Genomic DNA, 18,183 nt, shown 5'->3' with positions numbered 1-18,183 from the left:
GATGGATAACATGACCAACAACAGGCACAACGAACATTGGCGCATCGGACATCCTGATTCCAATCGAGTGTTGGGCTCATTCTTTATAGCCTCAGGGGCCGCCCTGTAAATTAGACGGCGGATCTTACTGAATAGTGCGTACTTTGACAAGTCAAAGGCAGCCGGATACAGACGCTATCGGGGGCTCGGGTCAGCGCGTCCGTTTACGGCAAGATTCTTCGGCAGGCGGCGCATCACTTCCACTGCAGAAAGAGCTGCGGAATTATGCAGATTGCGAAAAAAAATTCAACCTGCTTTTATGATTGTTTTGCCCAAGGAGCGCCCGATGGACTATCGCCAGCTAGGTCGGACCGACCTGAATGTGAGTGCAATTTGCCTGGGAACCATGACCTGGGGCGAGCAGAACAGTGAGTCCGAAGCCTTCGCCCAGATCGAGCGGGCCAAGGCCGCCGGGATCAACTTCATCGACACCGCCGAGATGTACCCGGTGCCCCCCAAAGCCGAAACCTATGCCACCACCGAGCGTTACATCGGCAACTGGTTCAAGGCTCGCGGCGATCGCGCCGACTGGATCCTGGCGAGCAAGATCGCCGGCCCCGGCAACACCATCGACTACATTCGCGACAAGCAGCTCAAGCACAACCGCAAGCATATAGTCGAAGCCGTGGACGCCAGCCTCAAGCGCCTGCAGACCGACTGGATCGACCTCTACCAGTTGCACTGGCCGGAGCGCAGCACCAACTTCTTCGGCCAACTGGGCTACAGGCACAAGGAAGAAGACTTCACCCCACTGGAGGAAACCCTCGAGGCCCTGGACGAGCAGGTCAAGGCCGGCAAGATCCGCCACATTGGCCTGTCCAACGAAACCCCGTGGGGCACCATGAAGTTCCTCGCCCTGGCCGAAAGCCGCGGCTGGCCACGGGCGGTATCGATCCAGAACCCCTACAACCTGCTCAACCGCAGCTTTGAAGTGGGCCTGGCGGAAATCGCCATTCGCGAACAATGTGGATTGCTGGCCTACTCGCCCCTGGCCTTCGGCTTTCTCTCCGGCAAATACGAAGGCGGCGCGCGTCCGGCCAAAGCCCGCCTGAGCCTGTACAGCCGTTTCAGCCGCTACTTCAACCCGCAGTCGGAAGCGGCCTGCAGCCGTTATGTCGCCCTGGCCCGCGAACATGGCCTGGACCCGGCGCAAATGGCCCTGGCGTTTGTCACCCAGCAGCCGTTCGTCACCAGCAACATCATTGGCGCGACCACCCTCGAACAACTGGACAGCAACATCGCCAGTTTCGAGCTGAAGCTGTCGGACGAAGTGCTGGCCGGCATCGAGGCGATCCACAAGGATCATCCGAACCCGGCGCCGTAAACACCGCCCCGGCAAGAACGAACTGATTCAGGCTCGCTCCTGCCGGGGAAAGGCATTACAGGGAACGCGCGATGATTTCCTTCATGATCTCGTTGGTCCCGGCATAGATCCGCTGCACTCGCGCATCCGCCCAGGCCCGGGCTATCGGGTACTCCCACATGAAGCCGTAGCCGCCGTGCAACTGCACGCATTCGTCGAGCACCTTGCATTGCAGGTCCGTGCCCCAGTATTTGGCCATCGCGGCGGTCGGCACATCGAGCTTGCCCTGCAGATGCAGCTCCAGGCAGCGGTCGACAAAGACTCGCCCGATCTGGATCTCGGTGGCCATTTCCGCCAGCTTGAAGCGGGTGTTCTGGAAGTCGGCGATCGACTTGCCAAAGGCCTTGCGCTCGCGGGTGTATTCCAGGGTCCACTGCAACGCCGCCTCGGCTGACGCCAGGCCGCCCACCGCCACCGTCAGGCGCTCCTGCGGCAACTCCTGCATCAGATAGGCGAAGCCCATTCCGGCCTGCCCCAGCAGATTCTCCTTCGGTACACGAACGTCCTGGAAGAACAGCTCGGAAGTGTCCTGGGCCTTCATGCCGACCTTTTCCAGGCGCTTGCCCTTGGAGAAACCGGGGGTGTCCGCCTCCACCAGAAACAGGCTGGTGCCCTTGGCGCCAGCCTTGGGATCGGTTTTGGCCACGACTATCACCAGATCCGCCAGATAGCCGTTGGTGATAAAGGTCTTGGAACCATTGATCACGTATTCATCGCCGTCCAGCACCGCGGTGGTCTTGACCCCTTGCAGGTCGGAGCCGGCGCCCGGCTCGGTCATGGCGATGGCCGTCACCATCTCGCCGGACACCAGTTTCGGCAGGTACTTGCGCTTCAACTCCTCGCTGCCGTAATGCAGGATGTAGGGCGCGACGATATCGGAGTGCAGGGAAAAACCGATACCGGTCAGGCCGAGACGCCCCACCTCCTCGATCACCACCGCGCTATAGAGAAAGTCCGCCCCCAGGCCACCGTACTCTTCGGGAATATGGGAGCAGAGCATCCCCGCCTCGCCGGCCTTGTTCCACAAGGCCCGGTCGATGTAACCCTGTTTCTCCCACTGCCCATGGAATGGCACCGCCTCCTTCTCCAGGAAGGTACGCACGCTGTCACGAAAGAGTTCGTGCTCGGAGCTGAACAAGGTTCTGGGAATCATGGGGCCACCTGTTGTTGTTAGCCGGGATTGGCCCACAGAGCCTAAGCCCACGGCTGTATCACAGGACACTGGACACATCCGACAAAAAATAAGACGATCCAGCCGTCTGGTGACCACTTTCCCCTATAAGAACAATTGAATTATGTCTAACCAAACCTCTACGCCCTTGCGGCGCGTCAGCATCCTGGCAATCGACCGGGTTTTCGCCTCCACCCTCACCCAGGCCAAGGACTTCTTCCATATGGCCAGCCTGCGCTACGGCAAGCAGTTGGGCCAGGGCCTGACTCCTGCCTTCGAAATCCGCCTGGTCAGCCCCGACGGAACACCGGTGCGCAGTTTCAGCGACGTGATCATCCCGGTGGACAGCGCCCTGGAAGATACCGACGTAATCATCCTCCCGGCGTTCTGGGACGATTTTGAAACCCTCTGCCAACGTTACCCACAGATCCTGCCCTGGCTGCGTCAGCAGCATGCCCGCGGCGCGGTGCTCTGCGGCGAAGCCACCGGGGTGTTCTGGCTGGCCGAAGCCGGTCTGCTCGACGGCAAGGAAGCCACCACTTACTGGCGTTTCTTCAACGCCTTCAGCGAGCGCTTCCCCAAGGTCCAACTCAATCAGGACAAGCACCTGACCGATGCCGACAACCTGTACTGCGCCGGCGGCCCTACCTCGGCCTGCGACCTGTACATCTATCTGATCGAACGTTTCTGCGGCGCCAACATCGCCCAGGCCGTGGCTCGCGACATCCTCTATGAAGTGCAGCGCAGCTATTCGCCGGGCCGTATCGGCTTCGGCGGCCAGAAGCTGCACCAGGACGTGATCATCCTGCAGATCCAGCACTGGCTGGAGGAGCACTTCGCCGACAAGTTCCGCTTCGAGGACGTGGCCCGCGAACATGGCATGAGCATTCGCAATTTCATGCGGCGCTTCCAGACCGCCACCGGCGACAAACCGCTGCACTACCTGCAACGCCTGCGCATCGAAACCGCCAAGGGCCTGCTCTCGGGGACGCGCAAAAGCATCAAGACCATCAGCTATGAGGTCGGCTACGACGATGCGAGCTTCTTCGCGCGCCTGTTCCGCCAGCACACCGAGTTGTCACCCAACCAGTACCGGCAGCAGTTCCTGCAACAAGCCGCGTAAATGAAAAAGGGCCTGCAATGCAGGCCCTTTTTTATCCAGACAACCCTTAAGGCTTATGCGCCCGGGAGAGAAACTCGTGGGACTGCATTTCCAGCAGACGGCTGAGGGTCCGCTGGAACTCGAAGGTCAGGCGACCACCGGTGTACAGATCCTTGAGTTCGACTTCGGCGGAAATGATCAGCTTGACGTTACGGTCGTAGAACTCGTCGACCATATTGATGAAGCGACGGGCGATGTCGTCGGTGGCGACGCTCATCTGCTCGACACCGCTGACCAGCACCGCGTGGAAGATCTTGCCCAGCTCGATGTAGTCGTTCTGGCTGCGCGGGCCGTCGCACAGCTCGCGGAAGTCGAACCAGGCCACGTCGTCGCAGGTGCGCAGAGCGCGGATTTCGCGGTTCTCGACGATCAGCACATCGTTTTCCACCGCCTGGGTGCATTCCGGTGTCAGCGCGCGGAAGCTCTTGCGCAAGCTTTCGTGGGCTGCTTCGTCCAGCGGGAAGTGGAACAGCTCGGCCTGCTCCAGGTGACGCAAACGGTAGTCGACACCGCTGTCGACGTTGACGATCTCGGTGTGCTGCTTGATCAGGGCGATGGCCGGCAGGAAGCGCGCACGTTGCAGGCCGTCCTTGTACAGGCCGTCCGGCACGATGTTCGAAGTCGCCACCAGGGTCACGCCATTCTTGAACAGCTCTTCCATCAACGTGCCGAGGATCATGGCGTCAGTGATGTCGGAAACGAAAAATTCGTCGAAGCAGATCACCCGGGCTTCTTCGGAGAAGCGCTTGGCGATGATGGTCAGCGGGTTCTTCTCGCCGCCCAGGGTCTTCATCTCTTCGTGCACACGCTTCATGAAGCGGTGGAAGTGCGTACGGACCTTCTGCTTGAACGGCAGGGCTTCAAAGAAGGTATCGACCAGATACGTCTTGCCACGCCCCACGCCCCCCCAGAAGTACAGGCCCTTGACCGGCGCCTGGTCTTTCTTGCCAAACAGCTTGCCCAGCAGGCCCGGCTTGTTGTTCGACGCAGCGATCAGGTCATCGTACAGGCGCTGCAGGTGACGCACCGCGGTTTCCTGCGCGGCGTCGTGGAAGAACTCCGGGCGTTTCAGATCAGCTTGATATCGTTCTAGGGGCGTCATAATTCGTTAGCAAGGCAACAAAAACGGGCCGTCACTGTAGCGACGGCCCTGGGGAATGGCAATCAACCCTTGGTCGGGAGATTGCGGTTAGTCCTGCACCGGCGTCAGGGCAATGCGCAGCGCCTCGATCGCCGCATCGCGGGCGGCCGCGTCGGCGAAGGCCGGGCTGTCGGCTACGCACTCACCTTCCAGCCAGACGCTGAAAGCCAGTGCTTCGCTGCGCAGGTCCAGAGCCTGGCCGGCTTGCAGTTGCTTGGTCACCGCGCCTGCGGTCTTGCCATCGGCGAAGTGGCGCGACAGCAGCAGTTGCTCACCGTCGGCGGACAGCAAACGGAAACGGAAGCTGCCATCGTCTTCGCGGAAGCTGACGAAGCGTGCGGCCTTGGCCGCTTTCTTCTTGGTAGTCGCCGCCACCTGTACCTGGTTGACGAATGAACGCAGGCCGACCGCTTCACGCAACTCGTTGAGGAACGGCGTGGCCACGGCACGGGCCTTTTTTGCGCCGTGTTGCAGGATGTCTTCCAGATCCGCCGGACGCCCGATCAACTGGTGGTAACGCTCGCGGGACTCGCCCAGCTCGTTGTCCAGCAGCTGGAACAGACGGTTCTTCGCTTCCCCCCAGCCCAGGCCCTGCAGCAGTTCGCTGCGGAACTCGTCGGCTTGCGCCGGGGTGGCGAAGGCCTGGAACAGGGTGAACAGGTGCGAATTGTCCGGGTCCTTGGCTTCGCCTGGGGCACGGGAGTCGGTGACGATGCGCGAGATCGCGTCCTTCATCTCCTTGGCGCTGCTGAACAACGGAATGGTGTTGTCGTAGCTCTTGGACATCTTGCGGCCATCGAGACCCGGCAAGGTGGCGACGCTCTCCTCGATCAGCGCCTCGGGCAGGGTGAAGAACTCCTTGCCCTGGCCGAACAGGTGGTTGAAACGCTGGCCGATGTCACGGGCCATTTCCACGTGCTGGATCTGGTCGCGACCGACCGGCACCTGGTGCGCGTTGAACATCAGGATGTCCGCGGCCATCAGCACCGGGTAGCTGTACAAACCCATGGTGATGCCGGCATCCGGGTCTTCGCCGGCCTCGACGTTTTTATCCACCGAAGCCTTGTAGGCGTGGGCGCGATTGAGCAAGCCCTTGGCCGCCACGCAGGTCAGCAGCCAGGTCAGTTCCGGGATTTCCGGGATGTCCGACTGGCGATAGAAAGTCACGCGTTCCACATCCAGGCCACCGGCCAGCCAGGTCGCGGCGATCTCCAGGCGCGAACGCTGGATACGCAGCGGGTCATCGCACTTGATCAGGGCGTGATAGTCGGCCAGGAAGTAGAACGAATCGGCATTGCTGTCACGGCTGGCGACGATCGCCGGGCGGATGGCGCCGGCGTAGTTGCCCAGGTGCGGCGTGCCGGTGGTGGTGATGCCGGTGAGGATACGCGTACGAGTAGTCATGGGTAATCGCTTATCAGACTGCAATCAATTCGAGAGTCGTGGCAGCACCAGATCCTTGAGATCGGTGAGCTTGCCATGAAAAAAGTGTCCGCATTCTGCCACTTTCAGCAGCTCATGGGGGCGTTCAAGCGCGTCGGACCAGTCGTAGACCAGCTGCGGCTCGACCACTTCGTCGGTTTCCGGCTGGATCAGGGTGAGCGGGCAGTTCTGTGGCAGCGAGTCGCTATCGCGCAGACGCATCACCGCGGGAGCAACCATGAACAGGTGCTTGAGCGGCTCGCCCCCGGCTTCCAGGCGCCCGCCAAGGCTGGCCGCGACAAAACCGCCAAAGGAGAAACCGAGCAGCGTCATCGGCAGCTCAGGATGCTTGGCGCGCAACCACTCGGCCGCCGCCTGCGCATCGTCCACCTCGCCGCTGCCCATGTCGTGGCTGCCTTCGCTGGCACCGACGCCACGGTAGTTGAAACGCAACGTGATCAGGCCGGCGTCACGTGCCGTACGTTGCAGGGTCGAGATCACCTTGTTGAGCATGGTGCCGCCCTGCACCGGATTCGGGTGGCAGATCAGCGCTACGCCACGGGCGTCAGCAACGTCCAGATACAGGGCTTCCAGTTGGCCGACCGGGCCGGCAATCACTACAGGGGTTTCACGCATAAGCAAGGAAGGAACTCCGTGACCTCGAATCGGGTCGACTCGTCTAGCAAATTGTCTGTGCCAATCTATTGCGAGTGAATCGCGGTATACAGCGCAGGTTCGAGCCGTTAACGTAAAGCAAAGCCGTTTATAGAGGAAGGACTCGTGGAACACTCGCTCCTAGTTTGGTTGTTGCCGACTCTTGCCCTGATCGCGGGTGTCGCCATTGGATTTCTGGTCGCTCGCCTGCTGCCGAATGCCGCGCCTAACCGCACGCAACGTCAGCTGGATGATATTCAGGAACGTTTCGACAGCTATCAGAACGAAGTGGTCACCCACTTCAACAGCACCGCTACGCTGGTGAAAAAACTCACTCAAAGCTATCAGGAAGTGCAGGATCATCTCGCCGAGGGCGCCAACCGTCTGGCCCTGGACGAACTGACCCGCCAACGCCTGCTGGCCGCGCTGCACTCCGATTCGGTGCAGGCTCCACGGGAACGCCTGACGCCACCACGCGATCAGGAACCGCCACGGGACTACGCGCCAAAAACGCCTAACGCACCGGGTATGCTCGACGAGCACTACGGCCTGAAGAAGTAAGTACTTTTCAGACGCTGTAAAAAAGCCCGCCCGATCAGTGATCGGGCGGGCTTTTTCATGCCTGGGGTTCAGCCGGGCGTGTGACGGGTACCGCTTACTGGTAGGTCTGACCTGGCTGCTGGTACTGCTGGCCAGGAATCGCCTTGAGGTTCACTTCCACGCGACGGTTCTGTGCACGACCGTTGGCATCGCCGTTGCTGGCAATCGGGTTATCCGGACCGGCACCACGGGACGACAGGTTGGCACCGCTGACCCCTTGCGAAGTCAGGTAGGTCGCCACGCTCTGGGCACGACGCTGGGACAGGTCCATGTTGTGCTGGCGGCTGCCGGTGCTGTCGGTGTAGCCGACGATTTCGATCTGGTTCTGGTTGAACTCCTTGAGGGAGCCGGCCAGGTTGTTCAGCGGTTGATAGAAGCTTGGAGCGATGTTCGCCGAATCGGTGGCGAAAGTGATGTTGCCCGGCATGATCAGCTTGATCTGATCGCCCTGGCGCTGCACTTCGACCCCGGTATTGGCCATGCTGGCCCGCAGTTTCTTTTCCTGCTGGTCGGCGTAGTAGCCGTAGCCGGCAGCGGAAGCACCCACCACCGCGGCGCCGATCAGCGCCCCCTTGCCACGGTTGTCGTGGCTGATGGCAGCACCGGCCAGCGCACCGGCCAAGGCACCCAGGCCACCGTATTTTGCAGTTTTGCTCATGCCCGTGGAGCCGTCGGCCTGCCCTTGATTGTCATAGGGGTTAGGCGAAGCACAGCCGGACAACAAGGCCACAGCGGTAGCGACAACGATCAAACGACGCGAGGTGAACATGGAGAGGCTCCTACTTTTTACATTCTGTGATGCAACGGACGTTGGCAATTGACCTTTGCTGGCGTTTGAACACGACCAGGAACAAAAATTCCGTGAAACTTTTGACAGCAAGTGTCAGGCCCGGACAAAGGGATTTTCCCGCATTTCATCGCCCAGACGGGTGTCTGGACCGTGCCCGGCCACCACGATCGCATCCTCGTCGAGGGTGTAGAGACGCTGCTTGATCGAACGCACGATGGTGGCCTGATCGCCACCCCACAGGTCCGTACGCCCTACCCCACGCTTGAACAAGGTGTCACCGGCAATCAACAGCTTAGCTTCTGCGAACCAGAAGCTCATGGAGCCCGGGGTATGCCCCGGCGTATGCAGGGCCACGCCGCAGCCACAGGCCAGTTCTTCGTCGTCCGCCAGCCAGCGATCCGGTGCCGGCACTGGCGTGTAAGGCACGCCGAACATGTTGCACTGCATTTCCAGATTGTCCCAGAGGAACTGGTCTTCCTTGTGCAGGTGCAGGGTCGCGCCGGTTTTCTCTTTCATCTGTCCGGAGGCCAGGAAGTGATCCAGGTGGGCATGGGTATGAATGATGCTCACCACCTTCAACCCCAGCGCCTCGAGCCGCGCCATGATCAGGTCGGGATTGCCGCCCGGGTCGACGACCACGGCTTTTTTGCTGACCGGGTCGCCAATGATCGTGCAGTTGCACTGTAGAGGGCCGACAGGGAAGGTTTCGCGGATAAGACTGGGCTTGACGGCTGCCATGGGTGATTCCTGAAAAAATCGATGGCGCATTCTCGCACAGCTTGCGCCCCGTGCTTTGCCGCGCCGTGCAGACAACGACGACCGCCACCCCAGGCCAAGGGTGACGGCCATCCACGGTCAGAACGCCAGTTGCAGGGTTTCTTCACCTTCCAGCGCCAGCAGAAACTGCTTGGCCTGGAGCCCGCCGGCAAAGCCGGTGAGACTGCCCGAAGCGCCGATCACCCGATGGCAAGGAGCGACGATCGAGATCGGGTTCCGGCCGTTGGCCGCGCCCACCGCGCGCACCGCCTTGGGACTCCCCACCTGCATGGCGATCTGGCTGTAGCTGCGGGTTTCGCCAAAGGGGATGGTCAGCAGCGCCTGCCAGACCTTGCGCTGGAACTCGGTGCCGACAAAGTCCAACTCCAGTTCGAAGCGTTCACGGCTGCCAGCGAAGTACTCGTTGAGCTGACGTTCGGTTTCCAGCAAGACCGGATGATCGTCGGCCGGCTGCAACGGGCCGAGACGCACCCGGTTTTCCCGCTCGCTCTCCCAGAGAATCGCGGCGAGTTTCGGGCCTCGGGCCACCAGGGTCAGTTGACCGACGGGCGAGTGCATCAATTTGAATACGCAGGACATGCTAGGTCTCCTTCAGTCCGCCAAGGAAATCGGGCCCGGAACCTTGCGGTTTGTCGCCCGTTCCTCAGTACGCCCTCACTGTAAACCCGGGTTCGGACGCAAGAACTTCGTTTCTTGCGCTTGAACCCACGACGTACGCAGGCAAGGCGCCGAGGCTAGTCATCCTCTTCGATCAGGTAGCAGTTGTCACTGCTGCTGCGTCGCCCATGAGGGTCGACGATAAGCGCCCCGCGGCCGTTGCCGCATTCGAGCAAGGGCACCGGCGACAGCTCTCGCTGCTGGTCGATGCGGGCGTTGAAGCGAACGATATAGACGCCCAGGGCAATCGATACACCGAGAATCAGCGCCAGGCACAGCACCAACTGATCGCCATAGCCAGCGCCGCTGCCGTCATCAGAATACCTGGGGAACATGATCCGCCCCCGTCCGGCCAACGTCTTGTTCAATCAGGAACCAGCTCAGGGGCCCACCCGCCCCCAAGCGCGGCAACGGTGTCCTGGAAGGCAGGACACAAGTCATCAGGCCGAAAAGGATCAAGACCAACAGGGTGCCCTTGATCAGCGAAGACAGGTTCATAGCGGCGTCACGCTCTGGATTGAGAAGATCCGCCAGCCTAGAGAACCCAGGGTTAACACCAGGTAAACATCGGCGCAAGGCAACCGGAGTCCGCTATCCTTCGGCCCATCGCGCGACAAGGGTCCGGGGGGAACCGTTCACATGCATATTCATCTGCTGCTGGTCGAGGACAATCTCGACCTGGCCAACACCGTCATTGAATACCTCGAGATCGGCGGTATGGTCTGCGACCATGCCAGCAATGGCCAGGCCGGCCTCAACCTGGCGCTCACCCAGCACTACGACGTCATTCTCCTGGACATCATGCTGCCGCGCCTCAACGGCCAGCAGTTGTGCGAACAGCTGCGCCAGCAAGGCAACCAGACGCCCATCCTGATGCTGACATCGCTGGATGCCCTGCCGGACAAGCTCATGAGTTTTTCCGCCGGAGCCGACGATTATCTGGTCAAGCCCTTCGAACTGGCTGAGCTGGTGGCCAGGATCCGCGCCCTGAGCATGCGCCGCAGCGGCCAGGCCAGCCGCCTGCAAGTGGCCGACCTGGTGATGGAGCTGACCACCCGCCAGGTCAGCCGCGCCGGCCAAGAACTGCGCCTCACGCCCACCTGCTGGACCCTGCTGGAATGCCTGATGCGCGCCAGCCCCGAACCGGTCAGCCGCGAACGCCTGGAGGCCAGCATCTGGGGCGACGAGCCGCCGGACAGCAACACCCTCAAGGTGCACATGCATCGCTTGCGCAAGACCGTGGACAAATCCTTCGGCCAGCCGCTGATCCACACCCTGCCTGGCGTTGGCGTACAGCTGAGGCCCCATGCGTAAGGGCCTGAGTCTGAAATGGGTGATCAGCGGCAGCTTCCTGCTGCTGATCGCCGTGGTGCTGCTGATCTACAGCCGACTGTTGCCGGAATACAGCGTGCGCGGGCTGTTCTACACCGCCAGCGCCATGATGGAAGAAGAGGCCCTGTACTTCGCCAGGCATTACGAAAAAGACCCAAGCCGGCCCCCACCGCAGAACTATTTCTTCAGCAGCGTGATCGGCCAGGAAGCGCTGCCGCCGAAAATTCGCCAGTTGCTGGATACGCCACCCACCCTGTCCTTCGGCGCCGTGCAGGTGTTCGGCGAACTGGACGCCGATGGACAGGACGAAGTCAAAGCGATCCTGGCCCAGCCCCTGGGGGACGGCAAAACCCTGTACATGTTCGATGTCGACCACGACCATGAAGAAGGTGGCGAGGTCGAGACCCCGTTATCCGATGCCTATCTCGATCACGAACTCAACAGCGTCCACTTCATCAGCCTGGCGGTGTTCGTCCCGGCACTGATCATTATCGTACTGCTGGTCTGGTGGCTGGTGCGCCCCCTCGGCCAGTTGGCCCAGTGGTCCACCACCCTGAAGGATCCGGCCGCGGTGTCCAGCCAGCGCCCGAATTTTCGCTTCACGGAATTCAATGTGCTGGCCGACTCGCTGGCCCAGAGCGTGCACCAGGTCCAGGCCGCCAGCCTGCGTGAAGGCCGGCTGTTGCGCTACACCAGCCATGAACTGCGCACCCCGCTGGCGGTGCTCAAGGCCAATATCGAACTCCTGGCCCTGCAGTCCGGCGGCGCCCTGCCTCTTCCCCTGCAACGCATCGAACGGTCGGTGCTGAACATGCAGCGCATCGCCGAAACCCTGCTCTGGATGAGCCGCGAACTTCCCGAGGCCCTGCCCGAGGAAACCGTCGACATGAGCGGACTGCTCAACGAGCTGATCGAGGAACACCGCTACCTGATCGGCTCCCGGGACATCGAGCTGATCCTCGACATCGACAGCGAACCCTGCCACCTTCCCCTGACCGCATGCCGCATCGTGGTCGGCAACTTCCTGCGCAATGCCCTGCAGTACGCCGATGAAGGCAGTATCGAGATCAAGTTCCGGCACCCGCGCCTGAGTATCGTCAACCGCATTCGGGACACCAGGCAGGTCGAGCCGTCCGACGATTTCGGCTATGGCCTGGGCCTGGAACTGATGCGCCAGTTATGTGCCCGGCTGGGTTGGCAAATCGAGGTCATGACCGAACAACAGCACTTCTGCGTGACTCTGGAGCTCGCCGATACGGCCGTAGAGGCGCCCGATCACGCGCCTGGCGAATAACTTCTGCGCCGACAGGCAACGCCGCCCAAATGCCTAGCCCAGCAAACCCAGCTCCTGGGCCCGGGCCACGGCCTGGGTACGACGCTCCACCCCGAGCTTGCTGTTGATATGGCTGGCGTGGGTTTTCACGGTATGCAGCGAGATGAACAATTGCTCGCTGATTTCCTGGTTGGAGCAGCCCTGGGCAATCAGTTGCAACACCGCCAGCTCCCGGGAGCTGAGGGTTTCGCCAGGCTGCTCCAGAGGCTCGCGCGCCACGGCGGTCGGCAGGCGTTCGAGCAGTGTCTGGCGTAGCGGCGTCGCCGGGGCCTGGTGCAGCTGTTCACGCAACCAGTGCGGGTGCGCCCGCACCGCCCACTCGAACGGCTGCAACGCCCCGCCAACGGCAGACTCCAGCGCCTGGGCCAAGGCCTGCCGCGCCTCGGGTTCGCGGCCCTGGGCCAGCAACAGCGCGACTTTCTGATTCAACGCCATCACATTGAGCATCTGCCGCCCGGTCTGCCGGCCATGTTCCAGCAGCTTGTCCAGACGCTGTTCGGCCAGGGCCGGCTCGCCCTGGATACTGTCGAGCAAGGCCTGCTGCAATTCGATATGCAACGGCAACTGTGGATGAAACTCCGGCGCCGCCGCGGCCTGATCGCCGGTGTAGGTCTGCCCCAGGCGAGCCAGCCAGGCTTGCGCCAGGTCGGTACGGCCCTGGGCCAGCCAGAGCTCGCATTTGACCAGGGTGATCATCGCCAGGTAGTAGATCGGCGGCACGTCCCAGATGTGCATCAGGCGTTCGGCCTCGGCCAGCTCGGCGAAGGCCCTGGCGAACTGCCCCCACTGCCCTTCCAGGTTGGCGATCACGCAATGGCCGATCAGCACGCTGATATCGCGACAGGCCCTGGCCTCCACCAGGCCTGTCTGCAAACGGGCCAGACCGATTTCGGGCTGGCAGCGCAGCGCCAACAGATAACCTTCATACAGGGTCAGCCGCGCGCGCACCGCATACAGGCGTTGCGTGGACAGGCCATACAAACGCTGCAACCCCTGGCGCACCTCGTCCAGCGCCCGCAGGATCTCCCCGCGGGCCTGCAGCACCCGGGCCCGGTCGTAATGGGCCAGGGCCTCGAACAGCGGATTGCCGACCCGCTGCGCCAGTTCCAGGGATTCCCGGTTGAGCCCCCGGGCCCGCCACAGATCGGCATCGGCGATGGCCAGGTTGGACAGGGTCGACAGACACATCAGCCGCTGCCCGTAGCGTTTCAGGGGCAAGGTTTCCAGGGCTTCGGTGCAGTACAGCAGGGTCAATTCGCGCTGCCCGCGCCCGCGGGCGATGATCCCGCTCAAGGCCAGCCACTGCGCCAGCATGGATTTCTGCGCGGTGACCGAAGGCGCCGGCAGGAAGCGGCTCAAATGGCTGGCCAGCTCCTCGGCGGCATCCAGCTGGCAGGCCAGCCCCAGCGCCCAGCTGTAGAGCACGATCAGCCGCGGGGTGCTGATCAAAAGGCTATCGGGCAAGTCCATTTTCCAGCGCAGCAACATGCCGACGTTCTGCTCGGCCAGCAGTTGCTCCTCGGACAGGTTCTGCACCAGGTTCGCCGCCACATCCAGGTGCCCGGCGCGCAACGCCTGCTCCACCGCTTCGTCCAGCAGGCCCTGGGCGTTGAACCAGCGGCAGGCCCGCAGGTGCAGGGTGGCCGGCGGCAGGACCGCATTGGCGGTGGGCCGGGTGCGCAGCAGGTCGGAAAACAGGTGGTGATAGCGGTACCAGCGCCCCTGCTCGTCCAGTGGCACCAGGAATACCTGATGGGCCAACAGGTACCGCAGGATCTCTTCACTGTCGTGAGACTCGCGCAGCGCATCGCACAGTTCGCTGCAGAAACGCTCCTGCGGCGCCGTGTCGTACAAGAACGACTGCACTTCCAGCGGCAGGCAATCGATGACTTCTTCCAGCAGATAATCGCGAATCAAGCCTTCGCCACCATTGAGCGACTGCGGCAAGCCTGCGCCGCCGCCCGCCTCCGACGCCGCCAACAACCAGAAGCGCAGGCCCGCCACCCAGCCTTCGCTGCGCAGGATCAGGTTTTCCAGCGCTTCGCCGCGCAGCGAACTGCTGTGGCGGTCGAGCAGGGTCATGGACTCGTCGTGGGTCAGGCGCAGGTCCTGTTCGTGCAGCTCCAGCAATTGCCGGGACAGACGCAGGCGCGCCAGGTGCCAATCCGGACGCTGGCGGCTGGTCACCAGCACCAGCAGGCCGTCGGGTAAATGATTGAGGAAGAACTGTAGGCAACGGTCGAGCACCGGCCCCTGGGCCAGGTGGTAGTCGTCCAGCACCAGCAACAAGGGGGATGCGCTGGAAAGATGGGCCGCCAACTCGTCAAGCAGGCCGTCCAGCCATTCCTCGAAGGCAAACGGCTGATGGCGCTGGCGCATCTTCAGCAGCCCGAGGGACTGGCTGCCCAATTGCGGGAAGTATTGCTGCAACCCTTCGAGCAGGCGCTCGAGAAAACGTCCCGGGTCGCTGTCCCGCCGGCTGAGCCCCAGCCACAGGCTGCGCCAGTGCGGCGGCAGGCTCTGGCAGAACTCCACCGCCAGCGAGCTCTTGCCAAAGCCAGCCGGTGCGCTGACCAACAGCAGCCGGCCATTGAGGCCCGCGCTCAAGCGCTCGCACAGACGCGGCCGCAGTACGTAGCCGTCGGGCAAGGGGGGTCGGTAGAAGCGCCCTTCCAGCGCGGCAATGGCCGCACCGGCAGGCCCCTGGATACGGGACAGATCAGTCATGGCCAACTCTTGTTGAAGTGCTTGTCGGCAATACAGATGTCGGCAGACTAGCGGTAAAAGGCCACCGGTTGAAGATTTTTGCTACAGATGGCTAGAAAAAGAATACAACCGGGTTTGTCAGCCCTCTCCACGTCCCAGCAGAGCGGTCCCGGTGTTCTGCCGAAAACCGCAGACAATAAAAAACGCCCCGAACCAGTCGGGGCGTCGATCGAGGATGCGCCTCGATTTACCGCGGTTTAACGAACGCCATCCTGGCGCAGGGCTGCTGGGGTGAAATCGCTGGTGCTGGCGGTAAAGCCAAAGTCATAGGCCGATTTCTCTTCGTTCTTCATGCCCAGTGCCAGGTAACGGCCGGACTGCAGGTCGTAGAGGGTTTCCAGGGCATACCACGGCACTTGCTTGTCGTAGTAGTTCTCGGCATGCGCCTCGGCCACGCGCCACAGTTGGCCACGACCGTCGTAGTGGTCGATCACCGCGGCCTGCCAGGTGTCTTCATCGATGTAGAAGTCACGTTTGGCGTAGATATGACGCTGGCCTTCCTTCAGGGTCGCCACCACATGCCAGACACGGCGCAGCTCGTAGCGAGCCAGGTCCTGGTTGATGTGGCCGGCCTTGATGATGTCGGCGTACTTCAGCTGCGGCGAGTCGAGCTTGTAGCTGTTGGAGGCGATGTACATCTCTTTCTTGCCTTCCAGCTTCCAGTCGTAGCGGTCCGGCGCGCCGTTGTACATGTCCAGGTTGTCGGAGGTACGCAGGCCGTCGGCGGCAGTACCCGGACCGTCATAGGACACTTGCGGAGCCCGACGCACACGACGCTGACCGGCGTTGTAGACCCACGCCGAACGCGGTTCCTTCACCTGGTCGAGGGTTTCGTGCACCAGCAGCACGCCACCGGCCAGACGCGCCGGAGCAGTCACTTTCTGCTTGAAGTAGAACAGGATGTTGCCTGGGTTCGCCGGATCGTAGTCCTTCATCTTGTCGCGGAACACGAACTGGTCCTGGAAATACACCAGGCTGAACGAGCCGTTGGCCTGTGGCGTGGCCTGGGTCACCAGGCGGGTCACGCTGCCGCCGCGATAGCGGGTGATGTGGTTCCAGATGACTTCCACGCCGCTTTTCGGAATCGGGAAAGGAATCGCGGTCTTGAAGTTCTCCAGACCGTTACCACCGCTGACCAGGTTGGTCTTGGTGGCGTTTTCCTTGATCGCGGCGAACACCTCGGTCGGCACCGTGGCGCCGCGGTGAGAGGGGTAGACCGGCATCTTGAAGGTGTCCGGGTAGCGCTTGAACATCGCGTACTGCCCCGGCGCCAGCTTGTCCTTGTACTGCTCGACGTTCTGCGCGGTGATGGTGAACTGCGGCTGCTCACTGGCGTAGGGGTTGGCGAGGAAACCCTTGCCGTCCACGCTACCGGCGTTGGTCGGCATGGCTTTCCAGGCCGGGATGGTGCCGGCAGCGTTACCGGCCATTTCCGCGCCCATCGGCGTCAGGGAGGTCCCCAGCTTGGCCGCTTCATCGGCCGAGACCGCGGCCATGACCCCGGTCGCCAGCAGCGACAGCCCGAGGACACCGACCTGCAACAGACTCTTGGTTACGTTCATATTCTTGTTCTTCCTGAAAATGCAGTGCTTAGAAGTTCACGCCAAAACTGAGGGCCACGAAGTCACGGTCATCCACGGTGGTGTACTTGCCATCGAAGAAGTTGGTGTACGCCAGGCTCGCGGTGTAGGTGTTCTGGTACTCGGCATCCAGGCCCAGGCTGATGGCCTTGCGGCCTTCCTCGAAGTTGCCGCCAGGGCCAGGCGAGTAACCGCTGACGTCATGGGACCAGGCCACGTTCGGCTTGAGGTTCACGCCGGCGAACACGTCGTTGTATTCCCAGATGGCCCGACCGCGGTAGCCCCAGGAGGTCGGCGTGGTGAACCCTTCATTGGTGCAGTTGCGGCTGCGGTTGTTGGTGGCCGCTCCAGGACCTGCGCCGTTGATGGTGCTGGTGTTGAGGATCTGCGAGCAGGTATCCAGAGCACCGGTGGCCGGCAGTTCGCCCGGGCCGTAGACCGGGTCGCGGCCGTAACGCACGTCCGACTTGGCTTCCAGGCCACCGACATAGGTCAGGCCGACTTCACCGACCAGGGTCAGACGGCTGGCGCCCATGACCTGATCGAAGAAGTGGGTGAAGGTGGTCTGGATCTGGGTGATTTCCTTGCGGCGATAACCGTGCAGGTCCTGGCCTGGAGCACCATCGAGCAACGAGGCGTTGGCCAGGGTTCCGCCCAGCGGGCGAACGCCGGCGAACAGGATATCGGTGGAGTTCAGTTGCACCGGTGCGTTCGGGCGATAGCTGATCTCACCGCTCCATGCGGTACCGGTAGGCAGCGTGGTGGAGAAGCTCAGGCCGTAGAGACGGATGTCCTCGGGGTACTCGACGAAGTACTCGGAGCTGCCCGCCACCACCAGCGGGCCCAGGGCGCGGAAGGCCGGCGGCAAGGCCGCCACACGGTCGAAGACCGCCTGTGGCGCGCCGGTGGCGCTGAAGATCGGCGCCCGGCTGTGGTAGTTCATGAAGTACGCACCGAACTCGGTGTCGAGCGGCTCGTACATATATTTGAAGGACACGCCCCACTGCCCGCTGTCCCGCGCATCGCGGTCCGCGCCACGGCGCACCAGCACGCCTTCCTCGTTGACGTCGACGCCCGCCGCGGCCAATGGCCCCAGGGCAATGGACGGAATGGTCGAACGCTTGTTCAGCACCCGCAGGTTGTCGCTGCAACCGTCGGCGATGATGTCCGGCTGGGAAAAGAAAGTGCCGCAGTTGTCGACGACGGTCTGGTCCCATTCCAGCTGATAGAAGGCTTCGGCCGAGAGGTTCTCGGTCAGGCTCTGGGAGACGTAGAACATGTTGACCGGGATCAGGCCTTCCTTGATCTCCGCGCCAGGACGACGGAAAGCGGAGACGTCGATCGGGTTGATCGAGTTGATGTCTCGAACTGCATGGAAAACGACAGCACCAGCTGC

The 18,183-nt window shown here is 62.2% G+C and carries 16 protein-coding genes; 5 read left to right on the top strand and 11 right to left on the bottom strand.

Annotation, left to right across the window (positions count from 1 at the left end; translation table 11 throughout):
• The first annotated feature begins 325 nt into the window (after positions 1-325).
• Positions 326-1,363, top strand: coding sequence for an NADP(H)-dependent aldo-keto reductase (locus tag ACQKQA_RS26010; protein WP_427563889.1), 1,038 nt, complete (start codon positions 326-328; stop codon positions 1,361-1,363).
• Between the two features lie 55 nt (positions 1,364-1,418).
• On the opposite strand, the gene ACQKQA_RS26005 is transcribed toward ACQKQA_RS26010, so the two are convergent.
• Positions 1,419-2,555: an acyl-CoA dehydrogenase family protein gene (locus ACQKQA_RS26005; RefSeq protein WP_427563887.1), complete on the bottom strand. Its 1,137-nt coding sequence runs from the start codon at positions 2,553-2,555 to the stop codon at positions 1,419-1,421.
• A gap of 241 nt (positions 2,556-2,796) precedes the next feature.
• Here ACQKQA_RS26005 and ACQKQA_RS26000 point away from each other — a divergent pair, with 241 nt between their 5' ends.
• Positions 2,797-3,696 (top strand): GlxA family transcriptional regulator, encoded by a 900-nt coding sequence (locus ACQKQA_RS26000; RefSeq protein ID WP_427563894.1) that lies wholly within the window; start codon positions 2,797-2,799, stop codon positions 3,694-3,696.
• Positions 3,697-3,742: 46 nt separating this feature from the next.
• Here the strand turns inward: ACQKQA_RS26000 and zapE are convergent, their stop codons facing one another.
• The 3 genes from zapE to ACQKQA_RS25985 form a co-directional block, all read right to left on the bottom strand.
• A complete protein-coding gene (gene zapE, locus ACQKQA_RS25995) occupies positions 3,743-4,837 on the bottom strand; it encodes a cell division protein ZapE (protein ID WP_097305001.1) in 1,095 nt (364 codons plus the stop codon).
• Positions 4,838-4,924: 87 nt separating this feature from the next.
• On the bottom strand, positions 4,925-6,280 hold the full coding sequence (locus ACQKQA_RS25990; RefSeq protein WP_427563884.1) for a tryptophan--tRNA ligase: 1,356 nt from the start codon (positions 6,278-6,280) through the stop codon (positions 4,925-4,927).
• A 24-nt stretch (positions 6,281-6,304) separates the two neighbouring features.
• Positions 6,305-6,934, bottom strand: a complete 630-nt coding sequence (locus tag ACQKQA_RS25985; RefSeq protein ID WP_427563893.1) for an alpha/beta hydrolase — start codon at positions 6,932-6,934, stop codon at positions 6,305-6,307.
• A 144-nt stretch (positions 6,935-7,078) separates the two neighbouring features.
• Between ACQKQA_RS25985 and ACQKQA_RS25980 the strand changes: the two genes are divergently transcribed.
• Entirely contained in the window at positions 7,079-7,513 is a 435-nt protein-coding gene (locus tag ACQKQA_RS25980; RefSeq protein WP_007928428.1) for a YhcB family protein, read from the top strand.
• A 94-nt stretch (positions 7,514-7,607) separates the two neighbouring features.
• Here ACQKQA_RS25980 and ACQKQA_RS25975 read toward each other — a convergent pair whose 3' ends face one another.
• From ACQKQA_RS25975 to ACQKQA_RS25960, 4 genes are all read right to left on the bottom strand, one after another.
• Positions 7,608-8,321, bottom strand: coding sequence for an OmpA family protein (locus ACQKQA_RS25975; RefSeq protein ID WP_427563882.1), 714 nt, complete (start codon positions 8,319-8,321; stop codon positions 7,608-7,610).
• 114 nt (positions 8,322-8,435) lie between these two features.
• Positions 8,436-9,080, bottom strand: a complete 645-nt coding sequence (locus ACQKQA_RS25970; protein ID WP_427563880.1) for an MBL fold metallo-hydrolase — start codon at positions 9,078-9,080, stop codon at positions 8,436-8,438.
• Between the two features lie 117 nt (positions 9,081-9,197).
• Positions 9,198-9,698 (bottom strand): methylated-DNA--[protein]-cysteine S-methyltransferase, encoded by a 501-nt coding sequence (locus ACQKQA_RS25965; protein ID WP_427563878.1) that lies wholly within the window; start codon positions 9,696-9,698, stop codon positions 9,198-9,200.
• Between the two features lie 155 nt (positions 9,699-9,853).
• Entirely contained in the window at positions 9,854-10,111 is a 258-nt protein-coding gene (locus tag ACQKQA_RS25960; RefSeq protein ID WP_427563891.1) for a hypothetical protein, read from the bottom strand.
• Positions 10,112-10,415: 304 nt separating this feature from the next.
• Here ACQKQA_RS25960 and ACQKQA_RS25955 point away from each other — a divergent pair, with 304 nt between their 5' ends.
• Both ACQKQA_RS25955 and ACQKQA_RS25950 read left to right on the top strand, forming a co-directional pair.
• Positions 10,416-11,090: a response regulator transcription factor gene (locus ACQKQA_RS25955; protein WP_427563877.1), complete on the top strand. Its 675-nt coding sequence runs from the start codon at positions 10,416-10,418 to the stop codon at positions 11,088-11,090.
• Positions 11,083-12,402, top strand: coding sequence for a sensor histidine kinase (locus ACQKQA_RS25950; RefSeq protein WP_427563875.1), 1,320 nt, complete (start codon positions 11,083-11,085; stop codon positions 12,400-12,402). Before ACQKQA_RS25955 ends, ACQKQA_RS25950 begins: the two co-directional genes overlap by 8 nt.
• A 33-nt stretch (positions 12,403-12,435) precedes the next feature.
• Here the strand turns inward: ACQKQA_RS25950 and ACQKQA_RS25945 are convergent, their stop codons facing one another.
• The 3 genes from ACQKQA_RS25945 to ACQKQA_RS25935 form a co-directional block, all read right to left on the bottom strand.
• Positions 12,436-15,168 (bottom strand): LuxR C-terminal-related transcriptional regulator, encoded by a 2,733-nt coding sequence (locus ACQKQA_RS25945; RefSeq protein ID WP_427563873.1) that lies wholly within the window; start codon positions 15,166-15,168, stop codon positions 12,436-12,438.
• 236 nt (positions 15,169-15,404) lie between these two features.
• Positions 15,405-16,769 carry a DUF1329 domain-containing protein gene (locus ACQKQA_RS25940; RefSeq protein ID WP_427563872.1) on the bottom strand — a complete coding sequence of 455 codons (1,365 nt, stop codon included), beginning with the start codon at positions 16,767-16,769 and terminating at the stop codon, positions 15,405-15,407.
• Positions 16,770-16,797: 28 nt separating this feature from the next.
• On the bottom strand, positions 16,798-18,183 hold a 1,386-nt coding region (locus ACQKQA_RS25935; protein WP_427563871.1), incomplete at its 5' end, for a DUF1302 domain-containing protein.

Origin of the sequence: Pseudomonas sp. NPDC089530 (assembly GCF_050280705.1) — a bacterium.
GTDB lineage: Bacteria > Pseudomonadota > Gammaproteobacteria > Pseudomonadales > Pseudomonadaceae > Aquipseudomonas.
This window is presented reverse-complemented; position numbering and strand designations above follow the sequence as displayed.

Bases quoted from the DNA above. Each gene is read 5' to 3' on its own strand.
- ACQKQA_RS25960 (WP_427563891.1), bottom strand. From the start codon at position 10,111: ATGTTCCCCAGGTATTCTGATGACGGCAGCGGCGCTGGCTATGGCGAT.
- ACQKQA_RS26010 (WP_427563889.1), top strand. From the start codon at position 326: ATGGACTATCGCCAGCTAGGTCGGACCGACCTGAATGTGAGTGCAATT.
- ACQKQA_RS25945 (WP_427563873.1), bottom strand. From the start codon at position 15,168: ATGACTGATCTGTCCCGTATCCAGGGGCCTGCCGGTGCGGCCATTGCC.
- ACQKQA_RS26005 (WP_427563887.1), bottom strand. From the start codon at position 2,555: ATGATTCCCAGAACCTTGTTCAGCTCCGAGCACGAACTCTTTCGTGAC.
- ACQKQA_RS25965 (WP_427563878.1), bottom strand. From the start codon at position 9,698: ATGTCCTGCGTATTCAAATTGATGCACTCGCCCGTCGGTCAACTGACC.
- ACQKQA_RS25970 (WP_427563880.1), bottom strand. From the start codon at position 9,080: ATGGCAGCCGTCAAGCCCAGTCTTATCCGCGAAACCTTCCCTGTCGGC.
- ACQKQA_RS26000 (WP_427563894.1), top strand. From the start codon at position 2,797: ATGGCCAGCCTGCGCTACGGCAAGCAGTTGGGCCAGGGCCTGACTCCT.
- ACQKQA_RS25990 (WP_427563884.1), bottom strand. From the start codon at position 6,280: ATGACTACTCGTACGCGTATCCTCACCGGCATCACCACCACCGGCACG.
- ACQKQA_RS25950 (WP_427563875.1), top strand. From the start codon at position 11,083: ATGCGTAAGGGCCTGAGTCTGAAATGGGTGATCAGCGGCAGCTTCCTG.
- ACQKQA_RS25985 (WP_427563893.1), bottom strand. From the start codon at position 6,934: ATGCGTGAAACCCCTGTAGTGATTGCCGGCCCGGTCGGCCAACTGGAA.
- ACQKQA_RS25940 (WP_427563872.1), bottom strand. From the start codon at position 16,769: ATGAACGTAACCAAGAGTCTGTTGCAGGTCGGTGTCCTCGGGCTGTCG.
- ACQKQA_RS25955 (WP_427563877.1), top strand. From the start codon at position 10,416: ATGCATATTCATCTGCTGCTGGTCGAGGACAATCTCGACCTGGCCAAC.
- ACQKQA_RS25975 (WP_427563882.1), bottom strand. From the start codon at position 8,321: ATGTTCACCTCGCGTCGTTTGATCGTTGTCGCTACCGCTGTGGCCTTG.
- zapE (WP_097305001.1), bottom strand. From the start codon at position 4,837: ATGACGCCCCTAGAACGATATCAAGCTGATCTGAAACGCCCGGAGTTC.